Genomic DNA, 17,916 nt, shown 5'->3' with positions numbered 1-17,916 from the left:
GAAGATCCTGAGTTTGAAACGTTCTACACTAAGAACATTCTGCTTAACGAAGGCATTCGTGCTTGGATGGCTCCGACTGACCAACCCCACGAAAACTTCATCTTCCCTGAAGAAGTTCTGCCTCGCGGTAACGCACTTTAAAAAAATCAGGATTTGGATTTCAGATTAATTTAGTTTTTTTAAATTAATCTGAAATCCAAATCCCTACTCCCTGGCGCAGGCGCGGTACTCCCGTGCCCTACTAGGGAACAAAAAACCCAAAATCCAAAATCTAAAATCGTTGGAGGTTCTACCGGGTGGTAACGCTCTCTAATTCCTACGCAAGCGGTCGCGACCAAGAATCCTCCGGGTTCGCTTGGTGGTCTGGCAACGCTCGTTTGATCAATCTCTCCGGCAAACTGCTGGGCGCCCACGTCGCTCACGCTGGCTTGATCGTGTTCTGGGCCGGTGCAATGACTTTGTTTGAAGTCGCTCACTTTATCCCAGAAAAGCCCATGTACGAACAGGGCTTAATTTTGATGCCCCACGTCGCTACTTTGGGTTGGGGCGTAGGCCCCGGCGGTGAAGTCACTGATATCTTCCCGTTCTTCGTAGTCGGCGTTCTTCACTTGATTTCATCTGCTGTTCTCGGTTTGGGCGGCATTTATCACGCCGTTCGCGGCCCGGAAGTTCTCGAAGAATACTCTTCGTTCTTCGGCTACGACTGGAAAGATAAGAACCAGATGACCAACATCATCGGCTATCACCTAATTTTGTTGGGTGGCGGTTGCTTGCTGCTGGTAGCTAAGGCCATGTTCTTCGGCGGTGTCTATGACACTTGGGCTCCAGGCGGCGGGGACGTGCGTATTATCACGAACCCCACTCTGAACCCGGCTGTGATTTTTGGCTACTTGGTTCGCTCTCCTTTTGGTGGCGAAGGCTGGATTGTCAGCGTCAACAACATGGAAGACATCATCGGCGGTCACATCTGGCTTGGCCTGATTTGTATCGCTGGCGGTGTTTGGCACATTTTGACCAAGCCTTTCGGCTGGGCTCGCCGCGCCTTAATCTGGTCTGGCGAAGCTTACCTGTCTTACAGCTTGGGTGCTTTGTCCCTGATGGGCTTCATCGCTTGCTGCTTTGTCTGGTTCAACAACACTGCTTACCCCAGCGAATTCTACGGCCCGACGGGCCCGGAAGCTTCTCAAGCGCAAGCTTTGACCTTCCTGATCCGCGACCAACGCTTGGGTGCTAACGTCGGTTCTGCACAAGGCCCCACCGGTCTGGGTAAATACCTGATGCGCTCTCCTACTGGCGAAATCATTTTCGGCGGTGAAACGATGCGTTTCTGGGATTTCCAAGGCCCTTGGTTGGAACCCTTGCGCGGTACTAACGGTTTGGACTTGAACAAAATCAAGAATGACATTCAGCCTTGGCAAGCTCGCCGCGCGGCTGAGTACATGACTCACGCTCCTTTGGGTTCTTTGAACTCTGTGGGCGGTGTGGCGACTGAAGTTAACTCGTTTAACTTCACTTCTCCTCGTTCTTGGCTGTCCTGTTTCCACTTTGTGATGGGTTTCTTCTTCTTGGTGGGTCACTTGTGGCACGCTGGTCGCGCTCGCGCGGCTGTCGCTGGCTTTGAGAAGGGTATCGATCGCGAAAATGAACCAGTGCTGGCTATGCCAGACTTAGACTAATCGATCGAATTTATTTCTGATTTGATTGTCTAGTTGAAAAAGGCTCCTGCTTAACGGCAGGAGCTTTTTTTTGATCTAAAAATATCTCAAAAAGCTGCGGATTGTCGATCGACTGTTCTCCGAACCCGCTAGCTGCAGATACAATCCTAGACCTAGAAACCCGGTTTCTGAGTTAACCTTTTGAATTCCATGCTGTTTCTTTCCGTAAGCTCGTTCCTGAGCCAGCTTTTGCCTCCAGGACTGAGATACTTCGGTGCGACATTCATCGGTGGCGGTGAATGACTCTGCAAGTCTTGAAACTTGACAATTTTAATCCGTTGGGGTAAAGAGCTTGCAAGGCAGGCTCTACAAAGTTTATATTTAAAGTAGAAAAGTTGTAATCCCACACAATGGAAAGTTGCAATTTTAAGGCAGATCGCTACAGGTGCAAAACTAATCGACGATCGCCATCAGGATATTTATATTTTATTAAATGGCTGTGCTTGCCGAATTTTTTAACAGGCACAAAACTTTTGGGCCGCTTACTATTATTGCTAGGAAAGCAAAAGATTAATAATGGACTCATTAAAGATCGAAAATGTCAAGGTGAGGTTCGATCGAGCAAATTTGCTCGAACGCATCGCCAACCGCATTCGCCACTCTCTAGAACTACCCGAAATTCTCAGCGCAACAGCAGCCGAAGTTCAATCCTTCTTGGGAACAGACAGAGTAAAAATCTACAAATTTCATAGCGACGGTAGCGGTGAAGTGATTGCCGAATCAATTAACGGCAACCGCTTGCCCTCCCTATTGGGTTTGCATTTTCCAGCAGACGATATTCCCCCTCACGCCCGCGAACTGTTCGCCCAACTACAGGTGCGATCGATCGTCGATATAGATTCCGGGCAGCTAGGCCAAAGTCCGCGCCGCGAGGCGGTTTCCGGCCAACTACTGCCCGACGAAATGTACTTTCGTGCAGTTGACCCCTGCCACGCTGAATACTTGACTGCACTGGGCGTCAAGGCTTGCTTAGTAGTACCAATTTTTCACGGCGAAGAATTCTGGGGGTTGTTGGTATCTCACCACTCCGAGTCCCGGAGTGTGGCAGAAAACGAACTCCAAGGCGTTCAGATGGTAGCAGATCAGCTTGGCGTCGCCATAACCCAATCAACCCTCCTGGCCCGAGCGATGGCGAAAGCTCAACGGGAAGCTGCCGTCAACCGCGTCGCCGCAGCCCTTAACTCCCAGCCAGCGATTGAACTCCAAACAGCTTTGGCAGAATCGGTAGCAGCACTAGATGCAGCCGGCGGCAGGCTGTGCATTTTCGCCACACCATTCGTTTCCGACAGCAGCCCGGTTACGAATCTAGTTCCCTATTCGGATAACTCCACTGGCGAACTCACAGTCTACACTTGCGGCTCAGGGCCGAAGATGCCAATTTCGGCAAAATACCCGCAGGTTGAGCAATACAGCGTCTGGCACGAATATTTTAAATCCGGCCAGCAACAGGTTTGGGCAATTCCCGACTTGTACCAAATTAGCAGTTTGAGAAGCCTGCAACCTGCATTTCGATCGACCAAAATTCGCAGCATTTTAATCGTACCGCTCAGAGCCCGCCAGCAAATATTCGGTTACTTGACCATTTTTCGAGAAGAATTTGACACCGAAACTCTCTGGGCTAGACAGTTTGATAGCGACGCGCGGCTCGCCCAATCTCGGATATCTTTTGAAGCGTGGAAAGAATCAAAAACTGCCCAAATTCGCGAATGGAAGGGTGAAGAAATTGAATTGCTCCAAATTTTGGGCACGCACTTTTCTAATGCTATTAACCACTACCAACTCGATCAACAAATAGAGGAACTTAACACAAACTTAGAAAATCAAGTTCAAAAGCGCACCGCTCAACTACAGCAGTTGACCCAACAGCAGCAAGTGCTGTTTGAAGTGGTGGCTAAAATGCGGAAATCCCTCGACTTGAACAAGATTTTTAGCACGATGTCCCAGGAAGTGCGACGGGCTTTAAATGCCGATCGAGTGGCAGTTTACCGCTTCGATTCCGCATCAGAATTTAAGGACGGCGAATTCGTTGCCGAAGATGTTTTGCCAAATTTTGTGTCAGCAATGGCAGTCAAAGTGGACGATCGCTGCTTTGGAGAAAACTACGCCAATCTCTATTCTCAGGGGCGAGTTCACGCCATGTCTGACATCAGACAGGCCGGACTGCAAGATTGCTTTCACAAAGTCTTGGAGCAATTTCAGATCAAAGCTACTTTAGTTGCACCGATTATGAAAGGCAACGACCTTTGGGGGTTGCTGTGCGTACACCAATGTTCGGCTCCCCGCAACTGGGAATCTTCCGAAATTAAGTTTGCTACCCAAATTGCCGCTCAGCTCAGTATCGCCATAGAACAAGCAGATTTGCTCGCTCAAACTCAGCAGCAAGCAGTTGAATTGCAGCGGGTAGCAGAGCAGGAGCGAATACTGTTTGAGGTAGTTGCTAAGATTCGACAATCTCTCGATTTAAATACAATTTTTCGTACTACAACTACAGAATTGCGACGGGTATTAAAGGCCGATAGAGTTGGCATTTATCGCTTCGATCCTAGTTTAAATTTTAATGAAGGCGAATTTATTACCGAAGATGTTTTGCCTGGTTTTTCTTCGGCAATGAATGTAAAAGTTCGCGATCATTTTTTTAGCGAAAAATATGCCAAAAAATATAGTCAGGGACAGATACAAGTGCTACAAGATATCGAAAATTCTGGACTTTCAGACTGCCATGTTGCTCTTTTAGCTCAATTTCAAATTAGAGCTCAGGTGATTATGCCGCTGATGAATGGCAGCGAACTTTGGGGTTTGCTGTGCGTGCACCAGTGCAGCGGTTTGCGCCATTGGAACACTTCGGAAATTCAGTTTGCTACGCAAGTTGGAATTCAGTTGAGTGTAGGATTAGAACAAGCAGATTTGTTGGCTAAAACGCGGCAGCAATCAGTTGATTTGCAGTGGGCATCCGAGCAACAGCGGATACTGTTTGAAGTGGTGGCTAAGATTCGAGAATCTCTCGATATCAACGCGATTTTTAAGACTGCTACTCAAGAAGTTTGTCAGTTTATGCAAGTCGATAGAATAGCGGTTTATCGCTTAAATCCTGATTTTAGCGGTCAATATATTGCCGAGTTTGTAAAAAATGGCTGGATGAAATGGGTAGGGGAAGGTATCAATACGGCTTGGCAAGATACTTATTTGCAGTCAAACCAAGGCGGCAAGTATCTGAATAATGAAACTATAGCCGTTGACGATATCTATCAAGCTTGTCACTCCGAGTGTAATGTCCGTATTTTAGAGCAATTTCAGGTGAAGGCTTATGCGATCGCGCCGATTTTTGTAGGACAAGAACTTTGGGGTTTATTGACAGCCTATCAACATTCTGGGCCCCGCTGTTGGGAAAGTTCAGAAGTTAACTTTTTAGCTCAGATTGCCAATCAGTTAGGCGTAGCTATCCAACAAGCCGATTTGCTCGCTCAAACCCGACGCCAAGCAGAACAAATCGCTCAAAGTTTAAAGGATTTGCAGCAGACTCAAGCTCAATTGATTCAAACTGAAAAAATGTCTGGTTTGGGGCAACTGGTAGCCGGGATTGCTCACGAAATTAACAATCCGGTTAATTTTATTTACGGCAATCTCAATCACGCTAGTGAATATACTGCTAGCTTACTGAGCTTGCTGGAACTTTACCAGCAGCAATATCCAGATTATAGTCCTGAAATAGACAAATTGAGTGAAGATATTGACTTGGAATTTCTGCTAGAAGATTTGCCAAAATTGCTATTGTCAATGAAGGTGGGAGCCGATCGCATCCGTCAAATAGTTCTGTCTTTAAGGAATTTCTCTCGTCTTGACGAAAGTCAAATGAAGGCGGTTGATATTCACGAGGGCATTGACAGCACGCTGTTAATTTTACAGCACAGGCTGAAATCTAATGCGGACAGTTCAAACATTGTGCTAGTGAAAGAATACGGCATTTTGCCTCGAGTTGAGTGTTATGCGGGACAGTTGAATCAGGTATTCATGAATGTAATTGGGAATGCGATCGATGCTTTGGAATCGCACAAGTTGCGCGCTGGTCAATCTGTAGCTCCTCAAATTAAAATCTCGACTGCTGTCGGTCAACTTAATGGTACTATTCCTAGCGCGCTGATTCGGATTTCTGATAACGGTACGGGAATTTCGGAATCTATGAGACAACGCATATTTGACCCTTTTTTCACGACTAAGGCAGTGGGAAAAGGTACTGGATTGGGACTGTCAATTAGTTACCAAATTGTGGTAGAGAAACACGGCGGTGTTTTAAAATGCAATTCGGAATTGGGGAAAGGTACTGAGTTTGCGATCGAGATTCCGCTTCGACAGCAGTCATTAGTCATTAGTCATTAGTCATTAGTCATTATTGTTGTAAAATCCAGCAAACAGTCAACACTCAACAATCACGCAGGGTGCAGCCGGAATTGATATAATTCATCTGGGTGCATCTGTGTTTATCTGCCCTCATCTGCGGTAAAAAAAAGAGAATTTATGAACCGCCCCGGACAAGGGATGCACGCTGATTCACGCAGATGCAGAGAAGAGATATATGATATCCAATCCGTTAGCATTGAAATAGTAAATTCGAGTTCACTGTTCACGGCGTTGACTGTTAACGGCGTTGACTGTCAACCGTCAACAGTCAACATCATGTATGAGTGTTACCAAAAATGATATGAATAATTCCGATGCTAAAAGATTTGGAATCAGGCTCGATCGTGCGTATGCGATCGCATAGCCCGGTTGCGGCATCGCGGATGACAGTTGCCTAAGTCCTGGTACAAAAAGATGCCTATTTAATTGACTTTCATAGATTAGTTTCCCTCTTTTGTAGTTCTTGTTGGAGAGTATTCTTGACACGATCGTACTCATCCTCGATTTCAGCCAATAGGGTTGAGGCTCGATCTAGTTCACCAGAGGTACTCATAACTTCTAACCTGCTACAAAGCTCGGCGAGAGGAGCTGCGCTTAGATTTGCACTACTGCCTTTGAGGGTATGAGCCACTCGCTTTAGGGTTTGAGTATCCGCTTGAGCGATCGCTAATTTCATAGCTTGTAGCAACTTTAGAGATTCCTCAAAGTAGCAATTCGCCAGCAAGCTCAAAATCTGGCTTGAATCTTGATCGATGCTGCTACAGAAGGCTTGCAGTTCTGTGAGGTTAACCGCTGGCATCTCAATTTCTGGCTTGTTGCTATCTGATTCCTCCTTTTGGGCCTCCTGCTGCGGTTCCGGGCTGGGTGGACACTGACTCAGCGCTTGGTGAAGAACCTCTACTCGAATTGGTTTACTGATATAGTCATTCATGCCAGCATCAAGACAAACCTGGCGATCGCCCTGCATGGCATTCGCCGTCATGGCAATAATCCTGGGACGAGTATGAGCCGGCCACTCCTGGCAAATACGACGGGTGGCTTCTAGTCCATCCATCTCTGGCATTTGTACATCCATCAGCACGACATCATAAGGCTGGCGATTCAGGGCTTCCAAAACTTCCAATCCATTGGCCGCAACATCGGCCCGGTATCCCAAACGCTCTAACAGCAGCAGTGCCACCTTCTGATTTACCAGATGATCTTCTGCTAAAAGAATTCGCAGTGGGAGTCTCTGGGCCAGTTTCATATCATCCTGAACAGATATAGGAAGTTGTTGTTGAACTTTTTTCGGTTGAGCTTGTAGCACATGGATCAGTATTTGATAGAGCTGGGATTGTTTGATAGGTTTGCTTAAAAAAGCGGCAAAGTGGGTGGAAAGCGCTGAAGAACTCGCTTCTGGGTAGCCCATTGAAGTCAGCAACACTAGGGGTAAACGGTGGCACTTAGGATGCTGGTGGATGGCTGAGGCGAGTGTGAGACCGTCGATTTGTGGCATTTGCATATCTAAAATAGCCACATCAAAGGTTTCTCCACTCTCAAGCCAGTTGAGCGCTTCGACAGCCGATTGGGCAGCTAGACTCTGCATCCCCCAAGTCTCTGCTTGCAACGTCAGAATTTGTCGGTTAGTGGGCTGGTCATCCACGATTAATAAACGCTTGCCAGATAGTTCTGGTACCATTTCCATCGGTTCCGCTAACTCAGTAGCCACAGAGGATGCCACAATCGTGAAGTAGAACGTAGAACCCATTGTGACTCGATTAAGGTTAGTGGCTTGCCATTTTTGTGAAGGGGTTCCTCCGATGTTGCCTCGGCTTTCAACCCAGATCGTGCCGTTCATAGTTTCACTAAGTCGCTTACTAATCGCCAAACCTAAACCAGTCCCTCCATACTGCCGAGTCGTCGAAGCATCTACTTGACTAAAAGACTTGAACAGTCGATCGAGCCGATTGGCTGGAATACCAATGCCTGTATCTTGAATGGCAAACTGGATTTCATACAAGCTTTCTGACAAGTTTCCTGGCTCAGAAATTGTTTTGTCAGAATCAACTAGAGAGGCTTCTACGGAAATGGTAACTTCCCCAGTTTCAGTAAACTTAATCGCATTGTTGAGCAAGTTAACTAGAATCTGACGCAGACGGGTGACATCACCCAAAATCAACTTAGGAGTCTGGGGCTGGATGAAGTAGCCCAACTCAATATCCTTCTCATCTGCTTTAACTGCAAGTTGGTCGATCGCACCTTCTATGCAATCTCTCAAGCTCAAGGGATGCTTTTCTAGCTCCAGTTTGCCCGACTCAATTTTGGAGAAGTCCAGGATGTCGTTGATGATACTCAGAAGCGTATCCCCACTATTGCGAATCGTCTCGATAAAGTCTCGCTGTTGAGCCTTGAGTTCTGTATCCAGCAGTAGTCCCGTCATACCAATAACCGCATTCATGGGAGTGCGAATTTCATGGCTCATCATCGCCAGAAACTCACTTTTGGCTCGGTTCGCAGCTTCTGCTTCCCGTCTAGTTTGCTCCAGGGCAAAGTTTTTGAGAGTTAATTCTTCTCGTTGTCGAGTTTCTTGCTCTAGTAATTGGGCTTGAGCTAGGGCAATTCCTACTTGAGCCGCGACTGATTCTAGCAACTCGATTTGATCGGTAGTCCAATGACGGTAGCGATCGCACTGGTGCAAACAAATGGCACCATTCGGTTCTCCTTGGTAAGAGGTTCGCACTGCTAATGTCGATCTCAATTTGAGACTGGTACAACTTGAATGAGCACAGGTGAGCAATGATTCGCAGTAGACATCCGGGGAGGCGATCGCTTCATCTTGAGCCATCAACCGTTTTGTATAAGCAGGACTGGCCACCAGAATGTCATGCTCCCCGCTGGGGGCACATCCCACTGCTAGATACTCTGCAACGACAGGAAACTGAGGCAGTGGATTGTCCTGGTATGTGCTAATTAAACAGCGACTCACCCCAAAAGTTTGCCCAATCTGAATAGCAGCCGTTGCAAATATCTGCTCAGCATTAAGGCTTTGACGAATTTCTTGGGTAATTTGCTTCAGCAGTAGGGCTTTTTGCAACTGTCGTTGTAGTGCTTCTTCTGCCTGCTTGCGATCGCTAATATCCTTCATGAAGCAATGATGTCCAACAAACACATTTTGCTCGTCATAAGCAGAGACCATCACCACTTGTTTATAGAAGCTAGAGCCATTTTTTCGCATTCCCCTAGCTTCGGCTTCGACTCTGCCCTCTCTCAACATTTGCTCATAAGCAGCCCCCATCTTCTCAACATCTTCAGGATGAACGGTTCTTTGCCACTCCATCCCTAGCATTTCCTCGGGCTGATATCCACAGATGGCAGCATAAGTAACATTGACAGAGATATAGCGTCCTTGAGGGTTCAGCCGAGAAATCCCTGCCACGGCATTTTCTAGCGCCGCACTCATTTGTTGCAGTTCCGCTTCGGCTCGTTTGCGATCGCTAATTTCAATTAGAATGCAACCCACTGCTATAGGATGGTCTGCATCCTTGAAAATGGGAAAGTGAGAAACGAGCCAGTAGCGCTGGGCACCTGTTCGACTGGTTACTTCTGTGCTAATTTCCAAGTTTATGGAAGGTTTTCCTGTCGTTAAAACCTGTTGTAACAGTGCATTTACACCAGGAGCAAATTGCCCCAATATCTCATCGGTTGTCTTACCTAAGTGAGCCTCCACAGAGAGGCCATTAATTTCAGCTAGTGCCTCATTGATTTGTAAAAATCGAAACTGCCGATCGTATATACACAGCCCCACCCCTGCTAGGGAAGCTCCTTTAAAGAAAGCATTCAATAATTGCTCTCTGGCTTGAATTTCCTGCTCTAACTGTTTGCGGTTCGTAATATCGCTTTGAGAACCAGTCATGCGGACAACTCTGCCCGCTTCATCCGAAAGCGCTTGCCCTCGAGCCAAAATCCATTTGTAGCTCCCATCCTTGCAAAGCACTCGATGTTCTGTAATATAAAAGGGAGTTTGGCGCTGAAAGTGATCTTGAATTGCTTGCATCACCCATCCGATATCGTCGGGATGAACTCGCTTGCTCCATTCCTCTAATTGATTGGGAATTTCATGATCCTCGTAGCCCAACATCTCTTTCCAGCGAGCCGAGAAGAATACTTCATTGGTGTTGACGTTCCAATCCCATACCCCATCATTACTACCGCGTAGGGCGAGTTCCCACCGCTCTTCACTCGCTTGCAGAGCGACTTCTGCCTGATGCCGTTCAATTTCACTACCAATCCATTGAGCCATCAGCTTCAATAATTCCACATGGGCAGATTTAAAGCTGTCTGCACGGGGAGATTTACTAGAAAAGCTGAGGGTACTGTAGACTTTGCCTGCAACTAACACTCGTGTTCCAATATAAGCTTCTATGCCAAGGGCAAGATAGGCAGGATGGTAATGCCATTTGGAGATTCCTATATGTTCGATGTTTAGGGGTTCATTTGTGTCTAAAGCTTCACAGCACAAAGTTTCCTTAATATCAAAGACATCACCTGGTTTCAGGACTTGATCGGGCGATCGCGCCACCATCACCTCATAAGTATTATCTTGCACACGAGCCAAGATGCCACTTTCTAGCCCAAAATTCTGACATCCCATCTCAATCAACGCTTGGATGCGCTGCTCAAAATTGAGATTTTGGGTAGCAGTGACTTCATATAAAGCTCGTATCGCCGCCTCTCTTGTTCTTAGTTCAGCTTCGGCTTGTTTACGTCTCTTAATTTCAGCTTTCAGGGAGAGATTGATTTTGGATAATGTTTGTGTTCGTTCTTGAACCCGCTGTTCTAATGTAGCGTTGGCGTGTTTAATCTCCCTAAATTTTTGATTAAGCACGATTCCCATCAATTGAAAATTTCTAGCAAGCTCATTGATTTCTGTAACAGAGCTATGTTTCCATTCAAATGTTTCTTCTGAAAGCTTGTTGGGTAAGTCAGTAGTCGCAATAGCTAAATAGGATAATGGCTTTACCAGTCGTTCGCTTACCAGCGTGGCAAACAAAAATGCCAACATTGTGATGACGAGTAGAATGCTAAAGTCAGCCTTGTAACGATTTTGTAATTTTTTGACATAGGGAGCGGCTGGAATTTCTAAGCGTACTCTCCAGTCCAGCTCGGAGCTAATTGTAAATTCCTCTATATACAGAGAGTTTTTCCAACGGATCATCGGATTGTTGCCATTGCTAGGAAGCCACTGCTGCAAGGTTCCCTCTAAGGTGCGAGTGCTGCCGTTCTTTGACTCCTCAAGACTGGTCCAAAGCTTTTGGTCGGATTGATTACTCGCAATGACTTTGTTGTTTTGATCTAGCAATGTAATGCGAACTTTCTGATTGTTTATCTGGAAAATGTAGAGAGATTTTATCTTGCTCAATCCTAATGAACCGTGGATCACTCCAATAAAACGACCTTGAACTTGCAGGGGAACATTTAATCCTACATGAGGTTCATCCATTAATAAATCTTTGTGGATAGAAGTCATCCAAGGTCTCGATCGCTCTTGAGCCAGGGTAATCAGATATTTATGTTCTCTGCTTTCTTCGAGCAACCGCCGACGGGGTGGATTAAAAGGAGAAGAAGCCGCTAAAATTGTTCCCGATTCATCGGCAGCATAAATTTTGTCGAAATCTGGCAACAACTGCTCGATCAGGCTAATTTGTTGTTGTAGCTGTTCGGATGATTGAATCCCTGTATTAGCAGCAGTGGTGGCTTCAGGTATGAGCGATTCTTCAGCTAATGTATTCAAAGCTAAGAGATGTCGCTGATGCCATCTAGATATGGCGCTAGTGATAGTTTTGGCGTTGGTTTGTAACTCCGTTTGCACCGTGGTTTGGATTTGACTAACAAAGTACCTACCATCAAAAACTAATAGTATCACTCCTGGAATAAATACAAAAGCTACCAACAAATGAAAAATTGTTTGTTGTAAAGAAAGGGCGATATATTTTGAAGCACTAATCCACCGATAAATCGGCGCATAGGAAATGATTAAACTGGCAACTAAGGCATTGAAAATGCCGTTTACTGCTTGTTTGCACATAACGAGGATAGCCTGATTCGCATCCATCTGCATCATTTGACCGTAGAAAAGCCAAACGAGGGGCATTCCAATTAAGAACCAGTAAATCCCATCGAATAAAAGGATATTTGGCTGTTTGCACTTTTTGCAAAAAACCCCTACAAACAGAGTCTCCATTACCAAAATAATCGTGGCGTATGGATGATGCCAAAGGATATAAGTATAGCTGCCTGCAATTAGACCAGCCAAGCCTCCCCAGCCCCAGCCGAAGTAATAAGTAATAATTAGTATGGGAATACTGCCAAAGAGGAAATCAACCCCAAAGAAAAGAGACAAATTGCAATGGTTGCCCAGAAAACCGGCAGCAGTGAGAAGGGCGATCGCACCAAACCATCTTTGATCACGCACTCAGATCGACCCTCCCATAAACTTCTAGAATTGCTACTTGCTGAATATGAACTGATTCTGATAAAAAATCTTCGTAGAGGCACTCTCGTTATTTCCCTGACAGTTTCCATGAAGGTCGCAGAACCGCTTATTTAGGCTTTAAGACTAAAATCAAGGCTTACTCATGTAGGAGTTGAGTTCTCGATCGACTTTTTTTAATATGGTTCACGAACCAATCTATAGCAATCCTAAATGATTCGTGTAATTCTTGTAGGGGCAAACCCCCCGTGGTTGCCCCGCCTTGGTTGGGGTAGGCACGGGGAGTAGGGGTAGCACTACCCCTACATATTTTTACAAATGATTTAGGATTGCTATAGCAATTGTTCATTAAGCTTAATGACTAACGAAAGGCTCGATCCTTTGATTTTCAGCTCTTGTTTAACTTCACTCAGTGCTTTAATAAATTTGGTATGCGCCGCTGCATTGGTAGATGCAACTGGGCATTTGTATCTTTTCCTAAGATTTTCTTGAAACCAGATTTTTTGTGCTATATACAAGTTTAAAAAATCTACAATACCTTTTATTTCTTCCTTGCCACGGTTTGCCAACATGGCATTCACTAAGGTATTGAGTTGCTCAATCAATTGTTTATGGTGGTGGCCAATTTTTGGAATAACAATTATTAAGCAATCCTTCCAAATGACGAGAGGCATAGTTTTTACCCTGATGATTTAACGGGTGAATTCATTGACTGTATGAATCTTGGTGCAAAAAGTATTACGACCTTTGTCTTTGGCTTGATAAAGTGCTGCATCGGCAGCAGCAATTAAAGTTTCAGGCCGACTCTCTTGGGTAGGAATCACGCTGGTAATACCGAAGCTGAGCGTAATGCAATGATGCGGAGAACTCTTATGGACTATTGCTAAAGCTTGGATGCGCTCCTGCATTTGCTTAACGATTTGGACGGCTCCCTCAAGCTCGGTGTCAGATAAAATCACTACAAATTCTTCACCTCCATAACGTGCTACTAAATCTCCAGCTCGATTAATACTGCGATTGAGAGTTGCCGCAACTTGCTTTAAACATAGATCCCCTGCTTGGTGTCCATAAGTATCGTTGTAAGGCTTGAACAAATCTATATCACACAAAATCAGTGACAAAGGAGTTTGCTGCCTCGTCATGCGTCGCCACTCCTCCTCTAGCTGTTGGTCAAACTGACGGCGATTGGCAATCTGAGTCAAACCGTCAATTGACGCTAGGTATTTTAATTGTCGATTGGCGGCTTCTAGCTGTTTGTAAAGTAGGGTTTGTTGCTGTTGCAAATGGAATTGCTGAATCAACCGTCGTACTCTCTGTCGCAGAACAGCCCAGTGAATGGGCTTAGTGATATAGTCAGCCGCTCCCGCTGCAAACGCTCGATCGACAGATTCTTTGTCTTCTAAGCTAGTAATCATCAAAATAGGTGGGCGATCGCTCTCAGGCACTTCAGATAATTTTTGACAACAAGCAAAACCATCCATAGTAGGCATCACTGCATCTAGCAGGATCAAGTCTGGATGTACTTCCTCATAAGCTGCTAGCCCTGTCAACCCATCCGTAGCTTCGGCCACTCGGTATTTTTCCTTCTGTAAATACAGTCGAAGTTGTAAACGCATCAAGGCATCGTCATCCACAATCAGAATTAGAGAGGACGGTTCCGTAGATGGGTTAGTTGAAATGGCTGACTCTTCTAATGATTGATACATACGTCATGGTGTATCTCAAGCTTTGGAAACATTCTAGCCTAGCATATTTTGAGCTTGGGATGGAAAGTGAAAAATTGACCAATATGTCATAAATTATACACCAGCTAAGCGACCGCAACAAAATTATAGGGAGTGTCGGGTTTGTTAAACTAACAGCCACAGTCTACTTAAAATTTATCGCTTTTTTTGGGGATATAAAGTCTGGTAACTTGCGCTAATTTTTGTAAATATGTAATTATTTTTGGGGCGTTAAACAGTTTTTACAACGCCGAGCGAGCTTTGACGAACGATCGCCTGTTATCCCGCGATCGCTCGTGGGATAATATGCTATATTTCTCAACTTAATTCAGCCTTTTTCGGGTGCATCAAATTCCTCCGTCCCACGAGCGATCGTCCGAGCTATTTTTGGGGAATACATCTGATGGTCACACGATCCCGTATAGATTCGCCCTTGGTTGAGCGTTTGTTCGCACCAGGCAGCTCTGACTGCAAAAAGGCGTAAGCTTTGTTAAGAAACATTTATAGCGTTTTGCGCGCTCTCGGATAGGTTGTTTCTCTGCTTTCTCCCAATAATCGCCCCAAATAGTGTCTAAACTCCTGTCTTTGGGCTTGAGTAGGAAACACATCGTCAAAGCGTTGACACTATCTTTCAAAGCATGGGATCATGGATGTCCCAAGTGTTGATCTCATCAGATTCCATCAGGAAAGACACTAACCTCAAAAGTTGACTCTATATATCTTAGCTCTATTTCTCACTCTATTTTGGGCTAAAGTCCCACTATTAAAAATAGAAGCTATACTATAATCACTGGAAACAGTAAATTAACTTAATGGAGCTCACTGACTATGGAAGTAGCACTGCCTGATTTTTCTCAAAGCTTTCAAAAAACGAAAGAAGTTTGGACTGAGCAAGTCGAAAAAGCAGTGAATTCTACTTCAGAAGCAACAGCACAAGCTAAATATTCTCTCTACGAAACTGCGTCTCAGGCAAAAGAAGCTCTTACTCAAACTACAAATTCTGCCGTTAATACTGTTAATCAAGTTACGAACAATGCTTTAGGTACTGTAGCGGATAAAACCGAAAAAGCGAGACTTTCTATATCGGAAGTTGCGAATCAAGCAGTTAGTCGCGTCAGTGAAAGTACCAACAAAGCTGTTAATGCTGTTTCTCAGTCCGCGGCAACTGCTAAAGAAACTATTAATCAAACTACTAACTCTGCGCTCAATACTCTGAATCAAAGCACTAGCCAAGCTGTAGAGAGTGTAAATCAAGCTACAGAAAAGGCTAAGGCTTCATTAGAAGATAGCCTTAACAAGGCGGGAAATATGAGCGATGCCGCTTCAGATGCCATCAAAAATGCTATCAATGGTACTGTTAAAGATTGGATTGACTCTCACCCTGTAGTCTTCTGGTTGGTGAGTCATCCGCTGATATTTTTAGCAGTGATACTGCTATTTGTATTCATTATATTGGGTCTTTTTCAGGCTTTAAGTAGATTTTTTGCTGGAGGATGGTTATTTGTTCTGCAAAGCCCTGGAAAATTTATGCAAGGGGTTTTGAGTGTCGGCTCTAAATCTGTAAGTAATGTCGGTGGAGTGGCTGTAAACTCATTAGTTTCACAGAATCCCGAATACAAAAATAATTCAGGTTTACAATTGAGGGGAGTTGCATCAAACAGTTTGGAGTCTCAAGAACGACTTGCTAATATTTTGACAAGGTTGGAGGCAATTCGAGAAGAGCAGAATCAGCTTTTACAAGAAGCGTCGGCTATTTTAGGCAACAAATTTAAGGCCGAGTGAGAAGGTGTGGGCCGATCGCAACTCGTGGTAAATTTAATACATCCAGGCTTTCCATCAAAGCCAGATCCATGAAGGCTTGTAGTCGATCGCTCAAAACGCCATGCCCGATTCCGAATTTTCCGATGATTTAAAATGGACGCCAGAAGCCAAGGCGAAGCTGAAAAATATTCCCTACTTTGTCCGGGGACAAGCTCGCGTCCGCATAGAACACTTGGCGCGCGAAGCCGAAACCCAAGTCGTCACCGTTGACTTAGTTGAGCAAGCTCGCATCGAGTTTGGGCAATAAGGGCTCGAAATGTACCCTAAAGCTTTAAACTATAAGTTGCCTGATTTTGATGTTCACAGAGCTACTGAGTCACCCGTGCGGAAAATAGTTATTGCTGGCAACTGGAAAATGTACAAAACTAGGACTGAATCCCTAGAATTTCTTCAAGGATTCATGTCCTGCCTGACGGAAACCCCAGAGGAACGGGAAGTCGTGCTTTGCGTTCCCTTCACTTCCTTGGCTGTCCTCTCGAAAAATTTGCACGGCAGCCGGATTAGACTCGGTGCTCAGAACGTTCACTGGCAAGAGTCTGGAGCTTTTACTGGGGAAATTTCCGGGCCAATGCTTAGTGAACTTGGTGTCCGTTATGTCATCATCGGCCACAGCGAGCGACGCCAATATTTTGGGGAAACTGACGAAACGGTGAATTTGCGGCTAAAAGCGGCTCAGAAATACGATTTAATTCCGATTCTGTGCGTTGGGGAAACCAAGCAGCAGCGAGATGCAGGCGAAACTGAAGCTCACATTTTTTCTCAGTTGGCAAAAGATTTGGTTGATGTTGACCAAAATAAGTTAGTCATTGCTTACGAGCCTATTTGGGCCATTGGCACTGGCGATACTTGCGAAGCTAAGGAAGCTAACCGAGTTATTGGTTTGATTCGCAGTAAATTGACTAATCCGGGCGTGCCAATTCAGTACGGCGGCTCTGTTAAACCGGAGAATATTGATGAAGTTATGGCGATGCCTGAGATTGACGGGGTTCTGGTAGGCGGTGCGAGTTTGGAAGCTGCTAGCTTCGATCGAATTGTCAATTATCAGTAATTAGGTAATTGCTAATTGCTAATTGGTAATTGTTAATTGGTAATTGGAACAAGGCAGCGGGAATTAAACAGCGATCGCCTACAATTGTGATGTGCCGTTCAGTGTTTCTCGGATCGGGAGAATTAACCTATGACTGCGATCGTTAAACCCAAACCCGCCTTAGACGAGTTCCTCAAACTTCCTGAAACTGAACCGGCCTCAGAATTTCTTGAGGGAGAAATCATTCAGAAGCCGATGCCTCAAGGTGAACACAGCGTACTTCAAGGTGAACTCTGCAAGACTATCAATCAAGTAGCGAAAACTCGGAAAATTGCCAATGCTTTTCCCGAGTTGCGCTGCACTTTTGGCAGCGCATCAATCGTGCCAGATGTAGCAGTATTCCGATGGGAAAGAATTCCTTTTTTGCCGTCGGGTAGAATTGCTAACCGCTTTGACATTAATCCTGACTGGTCGATAGAAATTCTGTCTCCAAACCAAAGCCAAACAAAAGTGCTGAGTAACTTACTCCACTGTTCGCGAAACGGCACTGAGTTGGGGTGGTTACTAGATCCAGAAGAAGAGAGTATTTTGGCAGTATTTCCAGGACAAAAAGTAGAACTGTACAAAGGTGCAGCTCGGTTGCCAATAATTGATAAAATTGAATTAGAATTGACAGTTGATACTGTTTTTAGCTGGTTGAGTTTTGGTTGAATTAAAAGTTGATAGTGTAGGTTGGGTTGAGGAACGAAACCCAACACTCTCAAG

9 protein-coding genes and 2 pseudogenes are annotated in these 17,916 nt (G+C 45.2%); 7 read left to right on the top strand and 4 right to left on the bottom strand.

Features of this window, described 5'->3' with window-relative positions; genetic code table 11:
* From QT987_RS24060 to QT987_RS24050, 3 genes and pseudogenes are all read left to right on the top strand, one after another.
* Window positions 1-141 (top strand): annotated as a pseudogene (locus QT987_RS24060) (photosystem II D2 protein (photosystem q(a) protein)); the annotation flags it as partial.
* Between the two features lie 155 nt (window positions 142-296).
* The gene (gene psbC / locus QT987_RS24055; protein ID WP_333102538.1) at window positions 297-1,676 is read left to right on the top strand and encodes a photosystem II reaction center protein CP43; all 1,380 of its coding nucleotides are present in this window, start codon (window positions 297-299) and stop codon (window positions 1,674-1,676) included.
* 555 nt (window positions 1,677-2,231) lie between these two features.
* Complete coding sequence (locus tag QT987_RS24050; protein ID WP_333211446.1) at window positions 2,232-6,089, top strand: GAF domain-containing protein; 3,858 nt, start codon at window positions 2,232-2,234, stop codon at window positions 6,087-6,089.
* 454 nt (window positions 6,090-6,543) lie between these two features.
* Here QT987_RS24050 and QT987_RS24045 read toward each other — a convergent pair whose 3' ends face one another.
* The 4 genes and pseudogenes from QT987_RS24045 to QT987_RS24030 all read right to left on the bottom strand — a co-directional run.
* Entirely contained in the window at window positions 6,544-12,561 is a 6,018-nt protein-coding gene (locus tag QT987_RS24045; protein ID WP_333245257.1) for a response regulator, read from the bottom strand.
* A 350-nt stretch (window positions 12,562-12,911) separates the two neighbouring features.
* A complete protein-coding gene (locus QT987_RS24040) occupies window positions 12,912-13,253 on the bottom strand; it encodes a hemerythrin (protein ID WP_333245254.1) in 342 nt (113 codons plus the stop codon).
* 18 nt (window positions 13,254-13,271) lie between these two features.
* Window positions 13,272-14,285, bottom strand: coding sequence for a PleD family two-component system response regulator (locus QT987_RS24035; RefSeq protein WP_333245251.1), 1,014 nt, complete (start codon window positions 14,283-14,285; stop codon window positions 13,272-13,274).
* 513 nt (window positions 14,286-14,798) lie between these two features.
* Window positions 14,799-14,975 (bottom strand): annotated as a pseudogene (locus QT987_RS24030) (IS701 family transposase); the annotation flags it as partial.
* Window positions 14,976-15,131: 156 nt separating this feature from the next.
* Between QT987_RS24030 and QT987_RS24025 the strand changes: the two are divergent.
* From QT987_RS24025 to QT987_RS24010, 4 genes are all read left to right on the top strand, one after another.
* Window positions 15,132-16,085, top strand: a complete 954-nt coding sequence (locus QT987_RS24025; protein WP_333245249.1) for a hypothetical protein — start codon at window positions 15,132-15,134, stop codon at window positions 16,083-16,085.
* A gap of 100 nt (window positions 16,086-16,185) precedes the next feature.
* A complete protein-coding gene (locus QT987_RS24020; protein ID WP_333245247.1) occupies window positions 16,186-16,371 on the top strand; it encodes a PCP reductase family protein in 186 nt (61 codons plus the stop codon).
* A gap of 75 nt (window positions 16,372-16,446) precedes the next feature.
* Complete coding sequence (gene tpiA, locus QT987_RS24015) at window positions 16,447-17,172, top strand: triose-phosphate isomerase (protein ID WP_333245260.1); 726 nt, start codon at window positions 16,447-16,449, stop codon at window positions 17,170-17,172.
* Window positions 17,173-17,301: 129 nt separating this feature from the next.
* The gene (locus QT987_RS24010; protein ID WP_333245244.1) at window positions 17,302-17,862 is read left to right on the top strand and encodes a Uma2 family endonuclease; all 561 of its coding nucleotides are present in this window, start codon (window positions 17,302-17,304) and stop codon (window positions 17,860-17,862) included.
* The last annotated feature ends 54 nt before the right edge of the window (window positions 17,863-17,916 follow it).

This window comes from Microcoleus sp. SVA1B4 (assembly GCF_036700545.1).
In the GTDB taxonomy this organism is placed as follows: Bacteria; Cyanobacteriota; Cyanobacteriia; order Cyanobacteriales; family Microcoleaceae; genus Microcoleus.
This window is presented reverse-complemented; position numbering and strand designations above follow the sequence as displayed.

Excerpts from the sequence above, each read along its gene's own strand:
- QT987_RS24020 (WP_333245247.1), top strand. The coding sequence starts at position 16,186 with ATGCCCGATTCCGAATTTTCCGATGATTTAAAATGGACGCCAGAAGCC.
- QT987_RS24035 (WP_333245251.1), bottom strand. The coding sequence starts at position 14,285 with ATGTATCAATCATTAGAAGAGTCAGCCATTTCAACTAACCCATCTACG.
- QT987_RS24010 (WP_333245244.1), top strand. The coding sequence starts at position 17,302 with ATGACTGCGATCGTTAAACCCAAACCCGCCTTAGACGAGTTCCTCAAA.
- QT987_RS24025 (WP_333245249.1), top strand. The coding sequence starts at position 15,132 with ATGGAAGTAGCACTGCCTGATTTTTCTCAAAGCTTTCAAAAAACGAAA.
- QT987_RS24040 (WP_333245254.1), bottom strand. The coding sequence starts at position 13,253 with ATGCCTCTCGTCATTTGGAAGGATTGCTTAATAATTGTTATTCCAAAA.
- QT987_RS24050 (WP_333211446.1), top strand. The coding sequence starts at position 2,232 with ATGGACTCATTAAAGATCGAAAATGTCAAGGTGAGGTTCGATCGAGCA.